Below are 20354 nucleotides of genomic sequence, written 5' to 3'. Positions count from 1 at the left end.
TCCGGTTCCGAATTCACGAGTGAGGAGGGGCGGCAGGTATCGGCAGGACCAGTATAGGAATCTGGCTGTATTCATGGCATGACTTAAATTCACCAATTCCATTCCAAAATGGAATGCTGACGCTTTTTGCACCGAGGCGCTCCGGTACGCTCTTTTCTCTTTACCTGCGCACGCGGCCACCCGCAAACAATTCTTCGCTCAAGGCCATCCACGCCCGCGCCGCATGCGAGAGATACCCGCCGCCGCGTGTGACATAGGCAACCTGCCATTGCACTTCCGGCTCCACCAGCCGCACCGCCTGCAGCTGGTCGGTGGCGAGGCGGTGGATGAAGGGTTCGGGCAGCAGCGCCGCCCCCATGCCGGCCAGGGCCATGGCCACCAGCCAGTCCCACTGGGCGCTCTGGGCCACGATCTCGGGCCGGATGTCCAATTCCCCGAACATGCCGCGCAGGCTGCGGGTGAGGCCGAACTCGTTGTTGAGCAGCACCAGCGGCATGCCATCGAGCTGGGCGCAGCGCAGGGTGGCGCGGTTCTTCTGGAAGCGGCCGGCCTGGGCCACGGCCCACATGGGATAGCGCGCCACCGGCAGGGTCTGCAATTCCAGTTCCGGATCAGCGGGCAGGACCGTCATGCCGATTTCCAGTTCGCCATTGGCCACGCGCTCTTCGATCTGCGGGCCGGTATCTTCCTTCAGGACGATGGCGATCTCGGGATGGCGTTCGCGGAAGGCCTTCAGCACCGGGGTGCAGAGGATGTTGATCATGGGCGGGATGCCGATCTCCAGACGGCCGCAGCGCAGCGCCTTGGTATCGCGCACCTCGGCGTCCAGCCGCTGCATGGAGGCCAGGATCTGCTGGCCCTGCTCATACACCACGCGTCCGGTATCGGTGAGCTGCAGGCGGCGGCCATCGCGCACCAGCAGCGGGGCGTCAACCTCGTCTTCCAGCTGGCGCACCATCTTGCTGACGGTGGACTGGGTCACGTGCAAGGCATCGGCGGCGCGGCTGAAGCTGGCCAGGCGGACCGTCTCGGTGAAGTAGCGCAGGGCGCGGATGTCCATGGCAGCGGCTTTCGGCGGTGTTTCAGGGTGGCGGGGAAGTATGCATTTTCCGACTGGAACGGCGGAATTTTAATCATACAGTGCATACCTGCCGGCTCCTATACTTGGTCCAAACAAGATGCAAGAAGTCCGTCAAAGGATGCCCTTCACACCCCCTAAAGAACCCGAGCAGGAGCACACTCTCATGGATAGCCAGCGCATTCGCCAGCCCGCCTTGGCCGGCAAAGTCATGTCCGCCGCCCAGGCGGCCACCTTCTTCCACAACGGCATGACCATCGGCCTGAGCGGCTTTACCCGCGCCGGTGACGCCAAGGCCATGCCGCGTGCGCTGGCCGACCGCGCCGCGCAGGAAGAGCTGCATTTCACCGTCATCACCGGGGCCTCGCTGGGCAATGGCAGCGATGGTCTCATGGCAGAAGCGGGCTTGCTGGCGCGACGCCTGCCGTTCCAGGTCGATCCCACGCTGCGCAAGAAGATCAATGCAGGCGAGGTCATGTTCATCGACCAGCACCTCTCCGAGACGGCCGAACAATTGCGCAGCGGCACGCCCTCGCGCATCGACATCGCCGTCATCGAAGCGGCGGCGATTACCGAAGAGGGCATCGTGCCGACCATGTCGGTCGGCAATTCGGCCAGCTTCGTGGAGCAGGCGCGGCATATCGTGATCGAACTCAACACCAGCGTGCCGCTGGCGCTGGAGGGCCTGCACGACATCTATCTGCCCGCCGCACGCCCCGAGCGCAAACCCATCCCGCTGACGGCAGCGGGCGATCGCATCGGCCGTGCGACCATTCCCTTCGATCCGGAAAAAGTGGTGGCCATCGTGCTCACCGAAACACCCGACAGCCCCTCCTCGGTGCTGCCGCCGGACGATGAGACGCGGGCCATTGCGCGTCACGTGATCCATTTCCTCGAATGCGAAGTGGAAGCCGGACGTCTGCCGCATACGCTGGCGCCACTGCAGGCAGGCATCGGCACCATCGCCAATGCGGTGCTGCACGGGCTGGTGGAGTCACCGTTCCGCAATCTGGTGATGTATTCGGAAGTGCTGCAGGACAGCGCCATCGATCTGCTCGACTCGGGCCAGCTGGCTTTTGCCTCGGCCTCCTCGATCACGCTGTCGCAGGCCAAGTATGCGCATTTCCTGGCCAACCTGGATCGCTATCGCGACAAGCTGGTGCTGCGTCCGCAGGAGATCAGCAATCATCCGGAGCTGGTGCGCAGGCTGGGCATCATCGGGCTCAATACCGCGCTTGAATTCGATATCTACGGCAACGTCAATTCCACCCACGTGGGCGGCACCCACATGATGAATGGCATCGGCGGCTCGGGCGACTTTGCGCGCAACGGACAGCTATCGATCTTCGTGTCGAAGTCGGTGGCCAAGGACGGAGCCATTTCCAGCGTGGTGCCCATGGTCTCGCATGTGGACCACAGCGAACATGATGTGGACGTGCTGGTCACTGAATGGGGCCTGGCCGACCTGCGCGGCCTGGCACCGCGCGAGCGCGCGGTGAAGGTGATCGAGCAGTGCTGCCATCCGGATTACCGGCCGCAGCTGCGCGACTACTTCGAACGCGCCTGCCGGGCCGGTGGCCATACGCCGCATCTGCTGGGCGAGGCGTTCTCCTGGCACCAGCACTACGCGCAACAGCGCACCATGCGGCTGGATCAGCATCAGGGTTGACGTGCGCTGCGCGCCATCAAAAAAAATGCCTGCGTCATGAACTGCACCCCAAAAGTTGGACATAAATCCAACCTTTGGGGTGTTTTTCATGGCGAAGTACGATGAGAAGTTCAAGCAGGAAGTGGTACAGAAATATCTAGCGGGAGGTAGTGCCAGAGGGCTTGCCAAGGAATATGGTCTGAAGCACAGCATAGTTCAGCGGTGGGTCCAGAGCTACCGACATCATGGCGTAGCGGGACTGATCAAGAAGCACGAGCACTATAGTGCCGAGTTCAAGCTATCGGTATTGACGCGAATGAAGCAGGATCAGTTATCACAGCGGGAAGTGGAGGCTATGTACGGACTTCGCGGCTGCGGGACGGTCAGTCGGTGGGAGCGCCTGTATCATGAGCACGGCCTGGCTGGATTGCAGCCGAAGCCGAAAGGACGCTCAATGATGATGAAGCCCAAGATTCCCGCAAAGCCCACAAGGAAAGACGACATGCGCCCACGCGAAGAATTGCTCGATGAAATCGAGTATCTGCGTGCGGAGGTTGATTACCTAAAAAAGCGTCGGGCCTTGATTCAGACAGAGCAAGCGGCTGCGCAAAAGCAGCGCGACTCGTCCAGGAATTGAGGCCACACCACAAGTTGCCTGTTCTGCTGAAGGTGGCCGGATTGGCGCGCAGCACATTCTATTACCAGATCAAGGCGCAGGAAGCAGGCGACAAATACGCGGCCGTGAAATCGCGCATCCGCAAGATCTATGACCGGCACAAAGGCAGGTATGGCTACCGCCGCGTCACGGACACGCTCAAGCAGGCAGGCCAACTGATCAATCACAAGACGGTGCAGCGCCTGATGAGCCAATTGGGCTTGAAGTCGCTGGTGAGGCCGAAGAAATACAGGTCGTATCGCGGCCCTGGGCACGCTCATGTGGAGAACTTGCTTCAGAGGAAATTCAAGGCAGAGCGGTTCGGAGAGAAGTGGGTAACGGATGTTACTGAATTCAAAGTCGGTGGAGAGAAGCTTTATCTGTCGCCTGTCATGGACTTGTACAACGGCGAGATCGTGTCGTATCAGACGAGTCGTTCACCCCAGTTCCAGATGGTCGACAGCATGCTCAAGAAGGCAATCTCGACCTTGAAGGGGACACGTCGCCCCATGCTGCACTCGGATCAGGGATGGCAATATCAGATGCACGCTTACCGGCGCACCTTGGCCGAAAACGGTATTAAGCAGAGTATGTCGCGTAGAGGGAATTGCCTGGATAATGCAGCCATGGAAAGCTTCTTCGGCACGCTCAAGTCGGAGTGTTTTTACCTGACTCGCTTCTCCAGCATCGAGCAGTTACAGATCGAGTTGCGCAAGTACATGCACTACTACAACCACCACCGCATCAAGAGCAAATTAAAAGGACTGAGCCCTGTGCAATACAGAACTCAGTCCTTTAGGCCTTAACCGGCTGTTGACCGTCCAACTTTATGGGGTCAGTTCATCATGCAGGCATTTTTACGTTGGTACGCAGGACTCGCCAGCGGAACAGGCGCTCAGAAGGTTTCCCAGTCGCCCTCGCCAGCATCCTTCTTGTAGGAGGAGGAAGGGCCTTGCCCGGCAGCCGGCTGTGCCTTGGTGGCGCGCGCTGGTGCCGCCGGAAGGGACGGCCTGGACACGGCCTTGGGGGCCGGCTTGGCGGCAGCCGCCGCAGGCACCACCGGCACTGGCCGCACTACGCCGCCGGCGGTCTTGAAGATCCCCACCGCACTGCGCAGTTCGGTTGCCTGTTCAGACATGGCCTGGGCCGCCGCAGCAGCCTGCTCCACCAGCGCCGCATTCTGCTGGGTAACCTGGTCCATCTGGCCGAGCGCCTGGTTGACCTGCTCGATGCCGGCCGTCTGTTCCAGCGAAGCGGCGGAGATTTCGTTCATGATCTGCGTGACGTTGCGCACTGCCTGCACCACTTCATCGATGGTCCCGCCCGCTTCGCTGACCAGGTGAGTGCCACGCTCTACGCGTTCCCCCGACAGCACGATGAGATCCTTCACATCCTTGGCGGCGGCGGCGCTGCGCTGGGCCAGCGAGCGCACTTCGCTGGCGACCACGGCAAAGCCGCGTCCCTGCTCACCGGCGCGTGCCGCTTCCACGGCCGCATTGAGCGCCAGGATATTGGTCTGGAAGGCGATGCCTTCAATGACGGTGATGATCTCGGACACCTTGCTGGAACTGTCGGAAATCTCGTTCATGGTGGAGATGACGCGGCCGACCACTTCGCCACCCTTGAGGGCCAGCGCGGAAGCATCCTCGGCCACGACGTTGCCCTGCCGGGCGTTGTCGGAATTCTGGCGCACGGTGGAGGTCAGTTCTTCCATGCTCGACGCGGTTTCTTCCAGCGATGCCGCCTGCTGCTCGGTGCGTTGCGACAGATCGGTATTGCCGGTGGCGATTTCGCCTGCGGCCACCGAGATCGATTCCCCCGAGGTCTGGATGCCACGCACGATGGTGGTGAGCTGCTCGCGCATGCTGGCCAGCGAGGCCATCAGGCTGGTGCGGTCATTGTGCTTCAGGGGAACCGGTACCGTCAGGTCTCCCGCGGCGATATGCTGGGCGACCAGCGCGGCGGCGGCCGGCTCTCCGCCGAGGGCCTTGAGGATACTGCGGGTGATCGCAAGGCCGGCGGCGATGGCCAACAGCACGGTGAGCGCGCCACCGCCGATGAGCACTGCGAAGGTAGCGCTGCTGAGCTCACGGACCTGCTCGCCGCGTTCCTTGAGCAGCGATTCTTCGGCCTTCACGAATTCACTCTGCAGGCCGCGGAAGCGGTCCATGAAAACCTTGTCGTGGGTTGCGCCGAAGTAGGCTTGCAGCTCTTGGGTGGAGGCGCTGGCATTGGCTTGCTTGCGCAACTTGATCAGGGTCTGGTCGACCTCTTCGATCTTGTTGGTCAGCTCCAGCATCTCGGTCAGCCGCTTCTGCTGCACCGGGTTGTCGGCGGTCAGCGCCTTGGCCTGATCGAATGCCTTGCTGAACGCCTTGCGCCCACCCAGGTAGGGATCGAGAAACGCCTCGTTGCCGGAGGCCACGTAACCACGAATGCCGGTCTCGATGTTGACCATGTTGATCAGCATGTCGTCGGCCGCGCCCATGACCTCATAGGTATGGACATTCATGGCACTGGCCCCTTCGAGCCGGTTGAAGTTGAACAGCGAGAGGCTGCTTACCGCCAGCGACACCACCACCATGCTGAGAAAGGCCAGCCCCAGTTTTCGACCGACGGTCATTGATCCAAACATTTTCATCACCCCATTGTTGCCAGCGCATCGCTGGTTGGTTTTCATGTCATTGCGTTGAAATGCCGCGCACCGGAATGCGCGACAGCGTACCCGCAGCGCTCTGCACGAGGCGACGGGGTCGTTGATGCAAACAGTTAAGAAGGAAGTGCGAGCGCGTACCCGATGCGCACCGGCGTCAGGTCTTCATAGCCTTGGCAATGGCATCAGCAGCCTGGGATTTGAAAGAATCCCCGGTCCGGATGTCGGCATGAAGTGCCATCTCTTCAAACGTCGCTGTGAGGGTTTCCATGATCTGCTCAAGCCGGTTGAGCTGGTGGATCAGCGATCGGGAATGACGCTCAGCAAGAGCGTCATCCTCTTTTTCGATGGCCATTTTCTGGTTCCCCGCTGTGGATGATCGTTACGAATGCGCGTCTGCGCGCCTGTGCGCGGGGACATCATTCCTGTCCAACGTTGTCCGGGCCGGAAGCCGCCATTGGCATTCACGGCCGCGCAGGACTAGATGTTGAGCCCACTATAAGCGGTTAACTCATCCTTGAACCTCAGGCATTTCCCTAGATGACAACATCGCTGCCTGGATGGAGCGTGTCGGGACCAAGGCTTCATAGGCAGCGGCCATCACCCCTGCAGCGCACCCCGTCCCACGGCCTGGTGCACCACGGAGGGCATCGCTTCCTTCATGGTGTCGATGAAGTGGCGCAGCCGGGCCGGGTAGAAACGTGCATAGGGGTACATCAGCGACACCGGCAGCGGTGCCGGCTCCCACTCCGGCAGCAATTGGACCAGGCGGCCGGCGGCCACATCCTCGGCCAATACCCATGATGAGCCTACCGCCACGCCCATGCCTTCGATGGCGATATTGCGCAACGCATACAGGCTGTCGGTGACCAGCTGCGGACGGAAAGCCACCTGGCGCTGTTCGCCGCTGGTGGCGTGGGTGAGCGTGATTTCGCGGCGGTAGAAGGCCGGAATGGCGATCCAGGGGAAATCCGCCAGCTCTTCAGGCTGGCGCGGCAGGGCCCGGCCCTCCAGCAGCGCGGGGGCCACCACCGTCATGCGCGGCACCTCGGCCAGGTGGATGGCCACCACCGAGGGATCATTGACTTCGCCGACCTGGATGGCGCAATCGATGCCCTGACTGATGAAATCGGCGGCACGGTCATGCAGCAGCCATTCCACGGTGATGCGCGGATGGCGCTGCATGAACTGCAACAAGGGCGCGATCAGCTGCTTCTGCCCGAAGGCGTGCGGCACCACGACCCGCAGCGTACCTTCCGCGTGCTGGCGGGCACCGCGCAATTCGCTTTCGAACTCATCCCAGCCGGCCAGCAATTCCTTGGCGCGCTCGTAGCAGCGTTCGCCATCCTCGGTCATCTTCATGGCATGGGTGGAACGCTGCAGCAGGCGCACTCCCAGCGAGCGCTCCAGCGCCTGCAGGCGGCGGCTGACGGTGGGCTGCGTGGTCGCGAGCTGGGCCGCGGCTGCCGACAGGCTGCCGGCCTCGACGATGCGCACGAAGGTCTGGATCAGCTCGATGCGGTCCGTCAGGCCGGTGGCGGAGAAACTGGGGGCAGGGGAGAGGGGCTTGGTCATACGGCTAACGTATAACAATTCTGCCGCAGGCGCTACTACCAGATGCGAGCCGGGAAGCGGACAATCCTTTCCAACGCTGGCAGAAAGGGGATTTTTCCGGGCCGGCAGCCAGACTCACTTATTGAGGTTCCATCATGAACAGCATTCCCAAGACGCATACAGCCGCCCCCGCTGCGGCTTCCTCTCCTGCCCACGGCCTGTCGACCGGGCTGATCGGCCTGCTGGCCACCGGGGCCGGCCTGGCCGTGGCTTCGCTCTACTATTCGCAGCCCATGCTGGGCGTGCTGGCCGATGACATCGGTGCCTCCGAGCGCGCCGTGGGCATGGTGCCGATGTCGACCCAGCTCGGGTATGCACTGGGCATCCTGCTGCTGGCACCGCTGGGCGACCGTTATGACCGCCGCCGCATCATCCTCATCAAGGCGGCCATCCTGACGGTGGCACTGCTGCTGGCCGGTGCGGCGTCCGGCATCGCTACCCTGCTGGCCGCCAGCCTGGCCATCGGCCTGACGGCAACGCTGGCGCAGGACATCGTCCCGGCCGCCGCCACCCTGGCACCGGAACAGCATCGCGGCCGCATCGTCGGTACCGTCATGACCGGCTTGCTGCTGGGCATCCTGCTGTCGCGCGTGGTCAGCGGTTTCGTGGCCGAGCACTTTGGCTGGCGCGCCATGTTCGTGGGGGCCTCGGCCAGCATCGCGCTGATCGGCCTGGCCGCGTGGCGCGGGCTGCCACGTTTCCATCCGACCACGCATCTGTCGTATGGCGCACTGCTGGGCTCGCTGGGTACGCTGGTGCGCAAGCATGGCGCGTTGCGCCGCGCGGCGCTGGCCCAGGGCTTGCTGTCGGTCGGGTTCTCGGCCTTCTGGTCGACGCTGGCGGTGATGCTGCATGGCGCACCGTTTCACCTCGGCAGTGCGGCGGCCGGTGCCTTCGGTCTGGCCGGTGCGGCTGGTGCGCTGGCAGCGCCCCTGGCGGGCCGCATCTCGGACAAGAAAGGCCCGGAGCTGGTGACCCGTCTGGGTGTGAGCCTGGCGGCGCTGTCCTTCGCCTCGATGGCGCTGTCGCCGTGGTTCTCGACGCAAGGTCAACTGGTCTTGCTGGCACTGGCCGCCATCGGCTTTGACCTGGGCGTGCAGGCGACGCTGGTGGCGCATCAGACCATCGTCTACAGCATCGAACCCGGTGCCCGCAGCCGTCTGAATGCGGTGCTGTTCGTGGGCATGTTCATCGGCATGGCCGCTGGTGCGGCGCTGGGCAGCCTGGCGCTGGCACAGTGGGGCTGGATCGCGGTGGTGGCACTGGCAGTGGCGGCGGCCGTGCTGGCCCTGGTGGTACGCATGTGGCCGGGGGCAGCCAAGGCCCGTTGAGTTGGCGCCCTGCGGTGGTCTTGCCAAGGACAACGGTCCCGGCGTTTGCCGGGACCGTTTTTTTTATATTTTTTCCACAGGCCGGACCATTTTTGCCGGATGGGAAGATGTGCTGCCGGCTCCCTCCCCGGGTCCACATCTTTTATAATCCGGGGCAGGAGACAACCCATCGCCAGCATGTTGCCCGCCCATCAATGCGCCCTGCGGCGCTGCCCGGCGGCCATGCAGCGAAACACAAAGCAGGGTGAACGGCATGGCACTGTATTTCAAGAACAAGCGACAGAAGACCTTCCTGGGTGCGCCCGTGGGGTGGCCATTGATGTTCCTGATGGCGGTCGACCTGTGCATTGCCGCGCTGATGTTTCTGTCGGACCACGACTGGAGCGGCCTGATCCTGCTGTATCCGCCATTGGCATTGGCCCTGGCCATGCTGGCCGATGCCCGCAAGGAAAAGCAGGCCGCCGAGGAAGCCAAACGCCAGGCGGCGCGTCGCCAGCGCTCCTGAGCGCAATCCGCTCTCCCTTCGATTCTCCACGCCCCTCACCGATGACCCAAGTTTCCGACCGCGCAGCGCTGCTGTTGGTATCGCGCCTGAATTTTTCCTATCCCGGCCTGGACCTGTTCCAGGACTTCTCGGCCCGCATCACGGCCGGCGTGACGCTGGTGCGCGGCGGCGATGGCCGCGGCAAGACCACGCTGCTCAATCTGCTGGGTGGTTTGATGCCGGCGCGCGATGGCGTGCTGGAGTTGAATGGTGTGCGACTCGATGGCGAGCCCGAGAATTACCGCCGGCAAGTGTTCTTCATCGATCCGCGGACCGAGGCCTATGACCAGATGACGCCGCCGGAAGTCTTTGCGGACCTGGCGCAACGGTATCCGCATTTCGATCATGGCTTGTTGCCGGCCCTCGCCGAAGGTCTGTCACTGACGCCGCACCTGGAGAAAAAGCTCTTCATGCTCTCCACCGGCAGCAAGCGCAAGGTCTACCTGGCGGCCGCCTTCGCGGCCCACGCCACGCTGACCTTGCTGGACGATCCCTACGCCAGTCTGGATCGTGCTTCCATCCAGTTCGTTGCGGCTACGCTCAATGCACATGCCGCTGATGCCGATCAGGCCTGGGTGGTGGCCATGTATGAGACGCCGGAGGCGGTGCGGTTGGTGGGGACGATCGATCTGGGGGACTGAGAAACACCAGGGCGCTTGTCTTCCTGCCCGGTCCTGCCTGCTATGATCCACGGCATGGACACCTCCTCACCCGCCGCTGCCGCCGACTGGCAGCACCATGAACATCCGATTGATCCGCAGATCCGCGCCGAGATCGACAAGACGCTTGCGCGCATCGAATCCGAGCATCAGGTGCGCGTACTGTTCGCGTGCGAATCAGGCAGCCGGGGCTGGGGATTTGCCTCGCCGGACAGTGACTACGACGTGCGCTTCATCTACGTACACCGGCCCGACTGGTATCTCACCGTCCTCCCCGGCCGCGACGTGATCGAATTGCCCGTCAATGCCACCTATGACGTCAGCGGCTGGGACCTGCGCAAGACGCTGGCCCTACTGCACAATGGCAACGCCACGGTGGTGGAATGGCTGTCGTCGCCGGTGGTCTACCGGGCCGACGTCAGCTTCGTCGACAAGATCAATGCGGCGGCCGACCTGGTACATCGTCCGGATCGCGTGTTCCATCACTACCTGCAGATGGCACGCAAGAATTACCGCGAGTACTTGCAGGGCGAGCGCGTACGCCTGAAAAAATATCTCTACGTACTGCGGCCCTTGATGGCAGCGCTGTGGGTGGAGCAGCAGCGCGGGCCGGTACCGATGCGTTTCCTCGACCTGGTCGAGGCGATGGTGAGCGATGCGGCATTGCGCGCGGCCATCGATGCACTGCTGGTTTTCAAGCGGCGCGCGGGCGAGGCCGAAGAGGGCCCGGCCATTCCCGAGATCAATCGTTTCATCGAGCTGGAATTGCAGCGGCTGGAGCACGTGCCCACGCCCCAAAAGGATGGACGGGGCGAATATTCGGTGCTGGATCGCTTGTTGCGGGATGTGGTGATGCAGGGGCAATGACTTTGCCGACCGCATCACATCGTGCTTTGGCTTGTGTCACTACGCCACATCATCCCAAGCCAAGCCGAAGCGCGCCAGATATTTCTTGAGCCGATCCGCATCATTGGGTTTTGCCTTGGCATCCCGCGAGACCGCGAAGAGCGTGCGTCCCGCTTCCGACAGCGAGCGCGAACGGCGGCACACGGCGACCACGGCGCGCAACTGCACCGCATCGAAGAGATCCAGCGCCTGCGCCTGCTCACCCAGCAAGGCGTCCAGATCAACGTCCTCTTCTCCCGACGCAGGCTGCGCACTGGCGCGCCATTGACGCTGCAGGCGCGCAGTCTCTTCCTCCACCAGCGCATCGTTGATGCGCCCCGCATCGGCCAGCGTGGCCATGCGTACGACGGACGCCGACAGGTCGCGGAAATTGCCCGGCCAGCTGGCCGCCGATGACGCCGCAAAGGCCAGATAACGCATTCGCGCCTCCTTGTTGAAACGCACCACCTGTCCATGCTCGGCGCTGAAGCGTTCGAGCAGGTAGTCGAGGTTGGGTTCGATGTCTTCGCGGCGCTGGGCCAGGCCGGGCAGGGCATAGGTCCACAGGTTGATGCGGGCAAACAGGTCCTCGCGGAAGCGGCCCGCCGCGACCTCGCGCGCCAGGTCGCGATGGGTGCCGGCAATGAGCTGGAAATCGCTCTGCGCCTCGACATCGGCACCCACCGGCAGAAAGCGCTTCTCCTCGATGGCCTTGAGCAACATGGCCTGTTCATCCAGCCCCAGTTCGCCGATCTCGTCGAGGAACAGCAATCCCTTGTGCGCCGAACGCAGCAAGCCCGGACGATCATGGGCTGCGCCCGTAAAGGAGCCGCGCACGTGACCGAACAAGGTTGAGGCCGCACCGTCGCCCTGCAGCGTGGCGCAATTGATGTCGACAAAGCGGCCCTCCAACTGATGCCGCGACTTCTTCAGTTCGTAGATTCGCCGGGCCAGGAAGGACTTGCCGGCCCCGGTCGGCCCCATCAGCAGCATCGGCGCGCGCGAGCGGATGGACACGCGCTCGATCTCCTCGATCATGTGGTTGAAGTGCGCATTGCGCGTGGGGATACCGGACTTCAGCAAGGCCAGCGCTTCACGCTGTTCGCTCGAAAAGCGCTGCGCGATCAGGTCGTAACGCGACAGGTCGAGGTCGATGAGGGCATAGCTGCCAGGAGAGCCCGCCGCCTGCCGGCGCGGCGGTGAGGTCTGCAACAGTACGCCGGGCAGGTAACGCGCCTCGGTCATGAGGAACAGGCAGATCTGGACCACGTGGGTGCCAGTGGTGATGTGGATCCAGTATTCCTCGTTGTCCGTGTCGAAAGGATAGGCGCGCGCAAAGTCGAGCAGGTTGGCGTAGACCTCACCGAAATCCCAGGGGTCCTGGATCGGCAGATCATGCGGCCGCACGACGGTATCAGGCGAGACGCTGGCGATGTCGCGCCCGATCTGGCCGACCAGCCCCAGATGGCGCTCGCCGATGTAGAGCAGTTCCAGACGGTCGATGACCACGTCCGGGTACTGCGTCAGCGCGATGGTCGGACGCCATTTTTCCCAGCGCGGCGCACCACGTCCGTGGTCGAGCTGGGTACCGGCGAAACCGATGACGACTTTTTTCTTTGCCATATTTTTAGATAACTTCTTATCTTGATGGATAAATTATCCTGTTTTTCTCGGGTACAGGCAAATCCCGGGAAATCAGGCTGCAATCAGATTTAATCAATCAAATCAATGAGTTAAAAGAAATTTCGGCGCATCTCGCCAGAGCTGGCACACCCGTTGCAATACAGGGAACAAGACCAAGCGATCAACGAGGAAAAGAAAATGGCGAATGTGCAACTGTTCCAGACCCTGAAGCGCCGCCTGCTGCCGGCAGCCGATGCGATGAATCACGCCGGCGGCGCTGCCTATGCCTTGAGCAAGGAGCACATCCTGGCGCAGTACGCGGCCACCGGCTGCCTGAACCGCACCTTCTATGCCAGCGCCGAAGCGCAACTGGCCACCGTGCTGGAACTGAGCCAGGACATCGCCCCGCGCTTCATCGCCCAGACCGCGCTGTACGCTCGGCGCCGCAGCTACATGAAGGACATGCCGGCGCTGCTGCTGGCCGTACTGGCGGCCCGTGGTGCTGATGAACTGGCACCGGCATTTGCCGGGGTGGTGGATCAGGGCAAGATGCTGCGCAATTTCGTACAGATCCTGCGTTCCGGCGTGACCGGCCGCAAGTCGCTGGGCACCCGTCCCAAGAAGCTGGTGCAGGCCTGGCTGAACCAGGCCACGGAGCAGCAACTGCTGGCCGCCTGTGTAGGGCAGTCGCCGTCGCTGGCCGACGTGGTCCGCATGGTCCACCCCAAGCCGGCTGAACCGTGGCGCGCCGCATTCTTCGCCTGGCTGATCGGCCGTCCGTTTGATGAGGCCGCGCTGCCGCCGCTGACGCTTGCCCTGCGAGCCTATCAGCGCGACCGCAGCCAGCCGGTACCGGCGGTGCCATTCCAGTTGCTCACTGCCATGCAGCCGGGCACGCAAGAATGGGCCGGGATGGCGCGGCAGGGTGGCTGGCACATGGTGCGCATGAACCTGAACAGCTTCGCGCGCCACGGCGTGTTCGAGCTGCCCGGCATGACCGAGCTGATCGCCGCCAAGCTGTGTGATCCGCAGGCCATTGCCGCGGCACGGGTGTTCCCGTATCAGCTGATGGCCGCGTGGCAGGCTGCTGCCGGGACAGTGCCGGAGCTGGTGCGCGACGCCTTGCAGAGCGCCATGGAAATCGCGCTGGCCAATGTGCCGGTGCTGGAAGGCTCGGTCGTGGTCTGCCCGGATGTGTCGGGGTCCATGTCGAGCCCGGTGAGCGGCATGCGTGCCGGTGGTACCAGCGCGGTGCGATGCATCGACGTGGCGGCATTGCTGGCCGCGGCCATCGTGCGCAAGAATCCTGCGGCCTGCGTGCTGCCGTTCGAACAGCGCGTGGTGCCTTGCCCGCTGGTTCCCCATGACAAGGTCATGGCCAACGCCGCGCGGCTGGCGCGTATCGGCGGTGGCGGAACGGACTGCAGTGCGCCGCTGCGCTGGCTGAACGAACGCCAGCAGCGTGCGGATCTGGTGGTGCTGGTGTCGGACAACGAGTCCTGGCTGCGCCATCACGCCAGCGGCGCGACCGAAACAATGCGCCAGTGGCAGCAGTTCAAGCGCCGCAATCCGAAGGCGCGCCTGGTCTGCATCGATCTGGCGCCGTATGCCACCAGCCAGGCGCCGGAGTCGGACGATATCCTCAACATCGGTGGATTCTCCGACGAGGTCTTCAAACTGCTGGCCAGCTTTGCGGCCGGACAGATGCAGGCGGGACACTGGGTGCAGGAGATCGCGTCCACACCGCTTTGATGGTGCAAGACAGGTTGCCATTGCCGCCCGAATGCCGTTGCGATTACATCTCCGTATCGCGCACATTCTGGTCGGGCGGAAGTGGTCCTGATCATTCCGAATGCTGGCAGGATTACATTGGGTAGCCCGGTTCAACTCCGGGGCGGCGGTTCGCAAGAATCGGCGCAAATCCTGCCGATCTGGTCGGAATGAAGCGGGCGGCCCGGAATTGCCGGGCCGCCGAGGGGCAGGAGCCCCGAATTTTTCAGGTGAGGCGCGAATGCGCAAGCGACTACCTTCACGGAAAACCTGTCGCTGGCACCCTTGTCGCGCCTCGCCTTCCCTCATGTTCAGCAAGAAAGTAACGAAAATGGAAAAACTCGACAACATCGCACCAGCGTCCTACGACACCCTGGCCACCGGGCAGGGCAAGCCGGTCAAGATGTGGACCCGCGGCGTGCCGGTGGAAGCTGAGGCAAAAACCCAGCTGGGCAATACGGCCAAGATGCCGTTCATCTACAAGCACATTGCGGTCATGCCGGATGTGCACGTGGGCAAGGGCTCCACCATCGGCAGCGTGATCCCGACCCTGGGCGCGATCATTCCCGCCGCCGTGGGGGTCGATATCGGCTGCGGCATGATGGCGGCCAAGACCACCCTGTGCGCCGCCGACCTGCCGGACAACCTGGGTCCCTTGCGCAGTGCCATCGAACGCGCCGTGCCGCACGGTTCCTCGCCACGCACGCGCAGCCATCGCGGCCGCGATCAGGGTTCCTGGGAACATCCGCCGGCACCGGTCGATACCGCATGGCAGACGCTGAAGGATGAGTTCGACGTGCTGTGCCAGAAGACGCCCAAGCTGGAGAAGACCAACCACTACAAGCACCTGGGCACGCTGGGGTCGGGCAATCACTTCATCGAGATCTGCCTGGATGAAGGGGGCGCGGTCTGGTTCATGCTGCACTCGGGTTCGCGCGGCGTGGGCAATGCCATCGGCACCCACTTCATCGAACTGGCGCAGCAGGACATGCGCAAGCACATGGTCAACCTGCCGGATCGCGACCTGGCCTATCTGAAGGAGGGCAGCACGCACTACGACGACTATCTGCAAGCCGTGGGCTGGGCACAGAAATTTGCGCGCATGAACCGTGAAGTGATGATGCAGAACCTGATCGCCGCTGTACGCAGCGTGATCGCCAAGCCTTTCCAGACGCACGTGGAGGCGGTCAACTGCCACCACAATTACGTGCAGAAGGAACATCACTTCGGCCAGGATGTGCTGGTCACCCGCAAGGGTGCAGTATCGGCCCGTGCCGGCGAACTGGGCATCATTCCCGGCTCGATGGGGGCCAGGAGCTTCATCGTGCGCGGCAAGGGCGAGGCCGAGAGCTTCCACAGCTGCAGCCACGGTGCGGGACGCACCATGAGCCGTACCGAGGCCAAGAAGCGCTTCTCGGTAGAGGATCACATCCGCGCCACCGAAGGTGTGGAGTGCCGCAAGGACGAAGCCGTCATCGACGAAATCCCGATGGCCTACAAGGACATCGATGCCGTCATGGCGGCCCAGCAAGACCTGGTGGAAGTGGTGCATACGCTGCGCCAGATCGTCTGCGTGAAAGGCTGAAATACATCGTACAGAGGGCGTATTACGCACTCGGTACGATACTGGTCAGGCTCGCTCGCGGACAGGAACAAAACGCAACATACGAAGAAAGAAAAGAACAAACATGTCCTCTCCTCTGACCCTGGATGGCCGCCATGGTGGCGGCCAGATCCTGCGCAGTGCGCTGAGCCTGGCGATGATCACCGGCCGTCCGTTCGAGCTCGGCGCGATCCGGGCGCAACGCCCCAAACCCGGTCTGATGCGCCAGCACCTGGCCGCCGTGACGGCCGCCGCCACCTTGTGCGACGCCGTCGTGGAAGGTGCCGAGCCCGGCAGCAGCGCGCTGCGCTTTGCGCCCGGTGCGCTGCGCAGCGGCGATTTCCGTTTCGCCATCGGCTCGGCCGGCAGTACCACGCTGGTCTTGCAAACCCTGCTGCCCGCCATGCTGGCCGCGCCAGCGGGGCGCTTCTGCATTGAAGTCAGCGGCGGCACGCACAATCCCCTGGCCCCGTCGGCCGATTTCCTGCAGCACTGCTTCCTGCCGCTGTTGCGGCGGATGGGGGCATCGGTCACGCTGGAGTTGCTGCGGCACGGATTCCATCCGGCCGGTGGCGGCCAGGTGCGCCTGCAGGTGGAAGCGGGCCATGTCTTGGGCGGATTGGTCCTGGAGGAGCGCGGCGCGCTGCTGCAGACGCAGGCGCGCGCTCTGGTGGCCAATCTGCCGAGTGCCATCGGCAAGCGGGAGTTGCAGGTCCTGAGCGAAGCCGTGGAGGGCTTGCAGGATCATTGCAAGGTGATCGCCCTGAACGACTGCGATGGCCCGGGCAATCTGGTCGAATTGCACGTGACGCATGCGCATGTGGACGAGTTGTTCTGCGGCCATGGTGCCAAATCCCGGCCGGCCGAACAGGTGGCTCTGGACGCCCTGGGACCCATGCAGCGCTATCTGCAGAGCAATGCGGCGGTCGGCGAGCATCTGGCCGATCAGCTGATGCTGCCGCTGGCACTGGCCGGCACGGGGCGCTTCACCACCACGCAACTGAGCCCGCACATGGCCTCCAATGCCGAGGTGATCGAGGCCTTTCTGCCGGTGCGCTTCGGTTTTTCTCCTGCGCCGGGAGCGCTACGGGTGGAGGTCATGCCCGCGCCGGGCTGAGCCCGGCCGCACTCCTGCTGCGCGGCATCGGCCGCGCTTGGATTCCTCCTTCCTGTCACCTATGCTGAAGCGGGCAGGCCGCAACGTGATGCCACGCATTAGTTGCTTTACGGTTACGCCGCGCCAGCGGCTTGCTTGCCGACAATCAACGATAACAAGGGGGAATTCCATGCAACTTTCCAATGTGACCATTCGTGCGCGCCTGTGGCTGGGCTTCGGTCTGCTGATGATCCTGATGCTGGCCATGGCGGCCAGCGGCATCGCCCGCCTGGGGCAGCTCAACGGGCAAATGAAGGATGTGATCCACGACAAGTATCCCAAGACCGTAGTGGCGGGCGATATCGTCGACCAGCTCAACCTGATCGCGCGCTCGGTACGAAACATTCTGCTCTTGAAGCGCGAGCCGCAGATCAAGAGCGAATACGACCGTATCACCGGTGCCGACCGTGCCATCCGCGAGGACCTGGCGCAGCTGGAGAAGCTGCTTACCGACGACGACAGCCGCAGCGCGCTGAAGAAACTGGTGACGGCCCAGAACGCCTACTTCGAAAAACGCGACAAGGTGCTGGCCATGGTGCAGCAGGGCGGCAAGGAAGGTGCGATCGACATGCTGATCGACGAGGTGCGGCCCGTGCAGAGCGCCACCATGAGCGCCGCCGACGCCCTCATCAAGCAGCAGCACGACATGATGAAGAGTGCCGGCGATGAAGTCGAAAGCAATTACGTTCAGGCCCGCACGCTGCTGCTGGTGCTGGCGGCCGCCGGGCTGGCGGCGGCGGCGGCGATCGCCTGGATGATCACGCGCAGCATCACCGCGCCGCTGGATCGTGCGGTGCGCGTGGCCGAGACGGTGGCGGCCGGTGACCTGACCTCGGCCATCGATGCGCAAGGCCGTGATGAAACCAGCATGCTGTTGCGCGCACTCAAGAAGATGAATGACCGCTTGCTGGACATCGTCAGCCAGGTGCGGGTCTCGACCGATACGATTGCCACGGCCAGCAGCGAGATTGCGCGCGGCAATCTGGATCTGTCCTCGCGCACCGAAGAGCAGGCGGCCTCGCTGGAGGAAACGGCCTCGTCGATGGAGCAGCTCACCGCCACCGTCAAGCAGAACGCCAGTCATGCCGGCCAGGCCAACCAGCTGGCCGGATCGGCCTCCGACATCGCGCGCCAGGGCGGCGAGGTGGTGAGCCAGGTGGTCGATACCATGGGCGCCATCGATGCATCCTCCAAGAAGATCGTGGACATCATCGGGGTCATCGACGGGATCGCCTTCCAAACCAATATCCTGGCCCTGAATGCCGCAGTGGAAGCCGCGCGCGCGGGCGAGCAGGGACGCGGCTTCGCGGTGGTGGCCTCGGAAGTGCGGGCGCTGGCGCAGCGCTCCGCGACCGCCGCGCACGAGATCAAGGGGCTGATCGCCGACTCGGTGGCACGGGTCGGCAATGGCAGCCGGCTGGTGGAGCAAGCCGGACGCACCATGCAGGACGTGGTGCAAAGCGTGCAGCGGGTCGGTGAAGTGGTCACCGAGATCAGCGCCGCCGGGCAGGAGCAGAGTGCAGGCATCGAACAGGTCAACCTGGCCATCGTGCAGATGGATCAGGTGACCCAGCAGAACGCCGCACTGGTCGAGCAGGCCGCAGCCGCTGCACAATCCTTGCAGGATCAGGCGGCGCAGCTGGCACGGCTGGTGTCGGTATTCAAGCTGGAGGGCGGGGCACCGGAGCTCAAGCGCGTTGCGGCACCCTCGGCGGCGCGGCTGGCCTATGCGTGAGACCGCTCACGCAAGATCGCACGAAAGGGATAGCGCTATTGCGCGCTGAAATTGCCGGCACTGGCGATGAGCGTGGCACCACAGCTGGTCTTGTGGCCGTCGTAGGCGACGGCGATGCCATCGATCTTGTGATGCGGGTGTCCCTCGGCGATGGTGCAGTTGTCGTGCCCCTGCCGGGGGCAGCTGCAGGCATCGCCGACCCGCGCGACCGGCAGGCCGCCTACCTTGAAATGGGTCGCGCTCACTTGCGTGACCTTGCCGCCGTGGGAAGTGGCGTCGCCGAGGCGGATGATGTTGGACATGGTGGATTCCTTTCAAGCAGGGCAGGAGTGGAGGCGAGACCAGGGCGAACCTCGGGCGATGGACCCGAGACCTTGCTGCAGGCGGCTATGGCGGCGTACCTGACGTGGTTGACGCGGGTGCTATCTGCGTTGGCCGCAGCCGGAAGCTGCCCAGCACGTCGTCCCACAGCTGCAGCGCTTGCGCATCGTTCAGTGTGCTTCGTTGCGCATTGCTGTTCTGGTCGTGATGGCCGGTGGTCAGTTCGATCTTGATGGCGGGGGTATCGAGCGTGCCCTGGCCTTCGGTTTCCCAGATGAAGCTGTGGCTGCGCCCGCCGCCACTGTTGGGGACGGTGACCAGGAATTCCTGGCCCTGGTAGGGACCGATCTGACGGTTTCCCTTGCGCAGCACGCGCACGGCAGTGGCCAAACGGCCCAGGGTCTGCAGTCCGCTATGCATGCGCTCCAGCAACGGGCGGTCGTGCTTGCTCATCGCCAGGGGATAGAACCAGACGGACACGAAGGCATCCGGGTGGCCGGCAATGTCGATATCGATGCCGGCTTCTTCGTTTTCCCATTCGGGGTTGGCGATGAAGCCCCCTTCGAAGCAGTAGCCGGGGTCGGTGGGGATGTTGTTATCGGAGCGAGAGTGCAATCGGCCGAGAAGCTCATGCATTGCTTTCAAACCTTCGGCCTTGTGATCGTCATCAACCTTCATCGCGAACGAAAAAGCGAGACCTTCAATCCACCGGTGCCCTGTCATCGACATCATGGAAGTGCTGGCATCATGATTCCACGACACCAGAATCGCGCTTTGCTCATCCGGCCGAATAGCTTCGACCAACATCGAAGCCCCTGAATCATGCCTCGTTGTTTGCAGCAGTGTTTGACGAGCGAGAATATCTCTTTCGAAATCATCCTTGCTCATCGTCTTGGGCCGATCAATATGCGCGAAGTCATAACGATAGTTGCCACCACTCGATAGTGATCCTGCGGGAAGGTCAATCAGGAACCTGCCTGTACAGAATGTGGTAACAGGGTTTGTGGTCTTGCTGTTCGAGCTGTCGTGCATTGTGATTGGTCCTGATAGCGCAGAGTGAAGATAGAGTGGTCTTGTAG

General features: G+C 63.2%; 17 protein-coding genes. 10 read left to right on the top strand and 7 right to left on the bottom strand.

Annotated features, from left to right (window positions below):
* Positions 1-160 precede the first annotated feature (160 nt).
* Entirely contained in the window at positions 161-1060 is a 900-nt protein-coding gene (locus E2K99_RS00180; RefSeq protein WP_134220987.1) for a LysR substrate-binding domain-containing protein, read from the bottom strand.
* Between the two features lie 184 nt (positions 1061-1244).
* On the opposite strand from E2K99_RS00180, the gene E2K99_RS00175 reads away from it, so the two are divergent.
* Together E2K99_RS00175 and E2K99_RS00170 are read left to right on the top strand one after the other, a co-directional pair.
* Positions 1245-2747, top strand: a complete 1503-nt coding sequence (locus tag E2K99_RS00175; protein ID WP_134220986.1) for an acetyl-CoA hydrolase/transferase family protein — start codon at positions 1245-1247, stop codon at positions 2745-2747.
* Between the two features lie 88 nt (positions 2748-2835).
* Positions 2836-4187 (top strand): IS3 family transposase gene (locus E2K99_RS00170; protein WP_134220985.1). Its coding sequence is split into 2 segments (ribosomal slippage): positions 2836-3339 and positions 3342-4187, totalling 1350 coding nucleotides; the frame shifts between segments, so codons are not numbered across the junction.
* 89 nt (positions 4188-4276) lie between these two features.
* On the opposite strand, the gene E2K99_RS00165 is transcribed toward E2K99_RS00170, so the two are convergent.
* From E2K99_RS00165 to E2K99_RS00155, 3 genes are all read right to left on the bottom strand, one after another.
* The gene (locus E2K99_RS00165; protein WP_240733819.1) at positions 4277-6016 is read right to left on the bottom strand and encodes a methyl-accepting chemotaxis protein; all 1740 of its coding nucleotides are present in this window, start codon (positions 6014-6016) and stop codon (positions 4277-4279) included.
* Positions 6017-6191: 175 nt separating this feature from the next.
* Positions 6192-6389 carry a hypothetical protein gene (locus E2K99_RS00160; RefSeq protein WP_240733818.1) on the bottom strand — a complete coding sequence of 66 codons (198 nt, stop codon included), beginning with the start codon at positions 6387-6389 and terminating at the stop codon, positions 6192-6194.
* Between the two features lie 245 nt (positions 6390-6634).
* Entirely contained in the window at positions 6635-7609 is a 975-nt protein-coding gene (locus E2K99_RS00155; RefSeq protein WP_134220984.1) for a LysR family transcriptional regulator, read from the bottom strand.
* Positions 7610-7743: 134 nt separating this feature from the next.
* On the opposite strand from E2K99_RS00155, the gene E2K99_RS00150 reads away from it, so the two are divergent.
* From E2K99_RS00150 to E2K99_RS00135, 4 genes are all read left to right on the top strand, one after another.
* Positions 7744-8979: an MFS transporter gene (locus E2K99_RS00150; protein WP_039788464.1), complete on the top strand. Its 1236-nt coding sequence runs from the start codon at positions 7744-7746 to the stop codon at positions 8977-8979.
* A 253-nt stretch (positions 8980-9232) separates the two neighbouring features.
* The gene (locus tag E2K99_RS00145; protein ID WP_034333872.1) at positions 9233-9484 is read left to right on the top strand and encodes a hypothetical protein; all 252 of its coding nucleotides are present in this window, start codon (positions 9233-9235) and stop codon (positions 9482-9484) included.
* Positions 9485-9525: 41 nt separating this feature from the next.
* Positions 9526-10164 carry an ABC transporter ATP-binding protein gene (locus E2K99_RS00140; protein ID WP_134220983.1) on the top strand — a complete coding sequence of 213 codons (639 nt, stop codon included), beginning with the start codon at positions 9526-9528 and terminating at the stop codon, positions 10162-10164.
* 54 nt (positions 10165-10218) lie between these two features.
* Positions 10219-11049 (top strand): nucleotidyltransferase domain-containing protein, encoded by an 831-nt coding sequence (locus tag E2K99_RS00135; protein WP_134220982.1) that lies wholly within the window; start codon positions 10219-10221, stop codon positions 11047-11049.
* A 39-nt stretch (positions 11050-11088) separates the two neighbouring features.
* On the opposite strand, the gene rtcR is transcribed toward E2K99_RS00135, so the two are convergent.
* Positions 11089-12690 carry an RNA repair transcriptional activator RtcR gene (rtcR, locus tag E2K99_RS00130; RefSeq protein ID WP_134220981.1) on the bottom strand — a complete coding sequence of 534 codons (1602 nt, stop codon included), beginning with the start codon at positions 12688-12690 and terminating at the stop codon, positions 11089-11091.
* Positions 12691-12888: 198 nt separating this feature from the next.
* Here rtcR and E2K99_RS00125 point away from each other — a divergent pair, with 198 nt between their 5' ends.
* The 4 genes from E2K99_RS00125 to E2K99_RS00110 all read left to right on the top strand — a co-directional run bounded on the left by E2K99_RS00125 (position 12889) and on the right by E2K99_RS00110 (position 18954).
* Entirely contained in the window at positions 12889-14442 is a 1554-nt protein-coding gene (locus tag E2K99_RS00125) for a vWA domain-containing protein (RefSeq protein ID WP_134220980.1), read from the top strand.
* A 349-nt stretch (positions 14443-14791) separates the two neighbouring features.
* Positions 14792-16045 (top strand): RtcB family protein, encoded by a 1254-nt coding sequence (locus E2K99_RS00120; RefSeq protein WP_134220979.1) that lies wholly within the window; start codon positions 14792-14794, stop codon positions 16043-16045.
* A 103-nt stretch (positions 16046-16148) separates the two neighbouring features.
* Positions 16149-17180: an RNA 3'-terminal phosphate cyclase gene (gene rtcA, locus E2K99_RS00115; protein WP_134220978.1), complete on the top strand. Its 1032-nt coding sequence runs from the start codon at positions 16149-16151 to the stop codon at positions 17178-17180.
* Positions 17181-17349: 169 nt separating this feature from the next.
* A complete protein-coding gene (locus E2K99_RS00110; protein ID WP_134220977.1) occupies positions 17350-18954 on the top strand; it encodes a methyl-accepting chemotaxis protein in 1605 nt (534 codons plus the stop codon).
* 35 nt (positions 18955-18989) lie between these two features.
* Here the strand turns inward: E2K99_RS00110 and E2K99_RS00105 are convergent, their stop codons facing one another.
* Both E2K99_RS00105 and E2K99_RS00100 read right to left on the bottom strand, forming a co-directional pair.
* The gene (locus E2K99_RS00105; RefSeq protein ID WP_134220976.1) at positions 18990-19256 is read right to left on the bottom strand and encodes a PAAR domain-containing protein; all 267 of its coding nucleotides are present in this window, start codon (positions 19254-19256) and stop codon (positions 18990-18992) included.
* Between the two features lie 85 nt (positions 19257-19341).
* Positions 19342-20307: a T6SS immunity protein Tli4 family protein gene (locus tag E2K99_RS00100; RefSeq protein WP_205703735.1), complete on the bottom strand. Its 966-nt coding sequence runs from the start codon at positions 20305-20307 to the stop codon at positions 19342-19344.
* Between the last annotated feature and the right edge of the window lie 47 nt (positions 20308-20354).

It is taken from the genome of Herbaspirillum huttiense (assembly GCF_004367745.1).
GTDB lineage: Bacteria > Pseudomonadota > Gammaproteobacteria > Burkholderiales > Burkholderiaceae_D > Herbaspirillum > Herbaspirillum huttiense.
The sequence above is the reverse complement of the archived record's forward strand: the minus strand, read 5'-3'. Positions and strand labels throughout refer to the sequence as shown.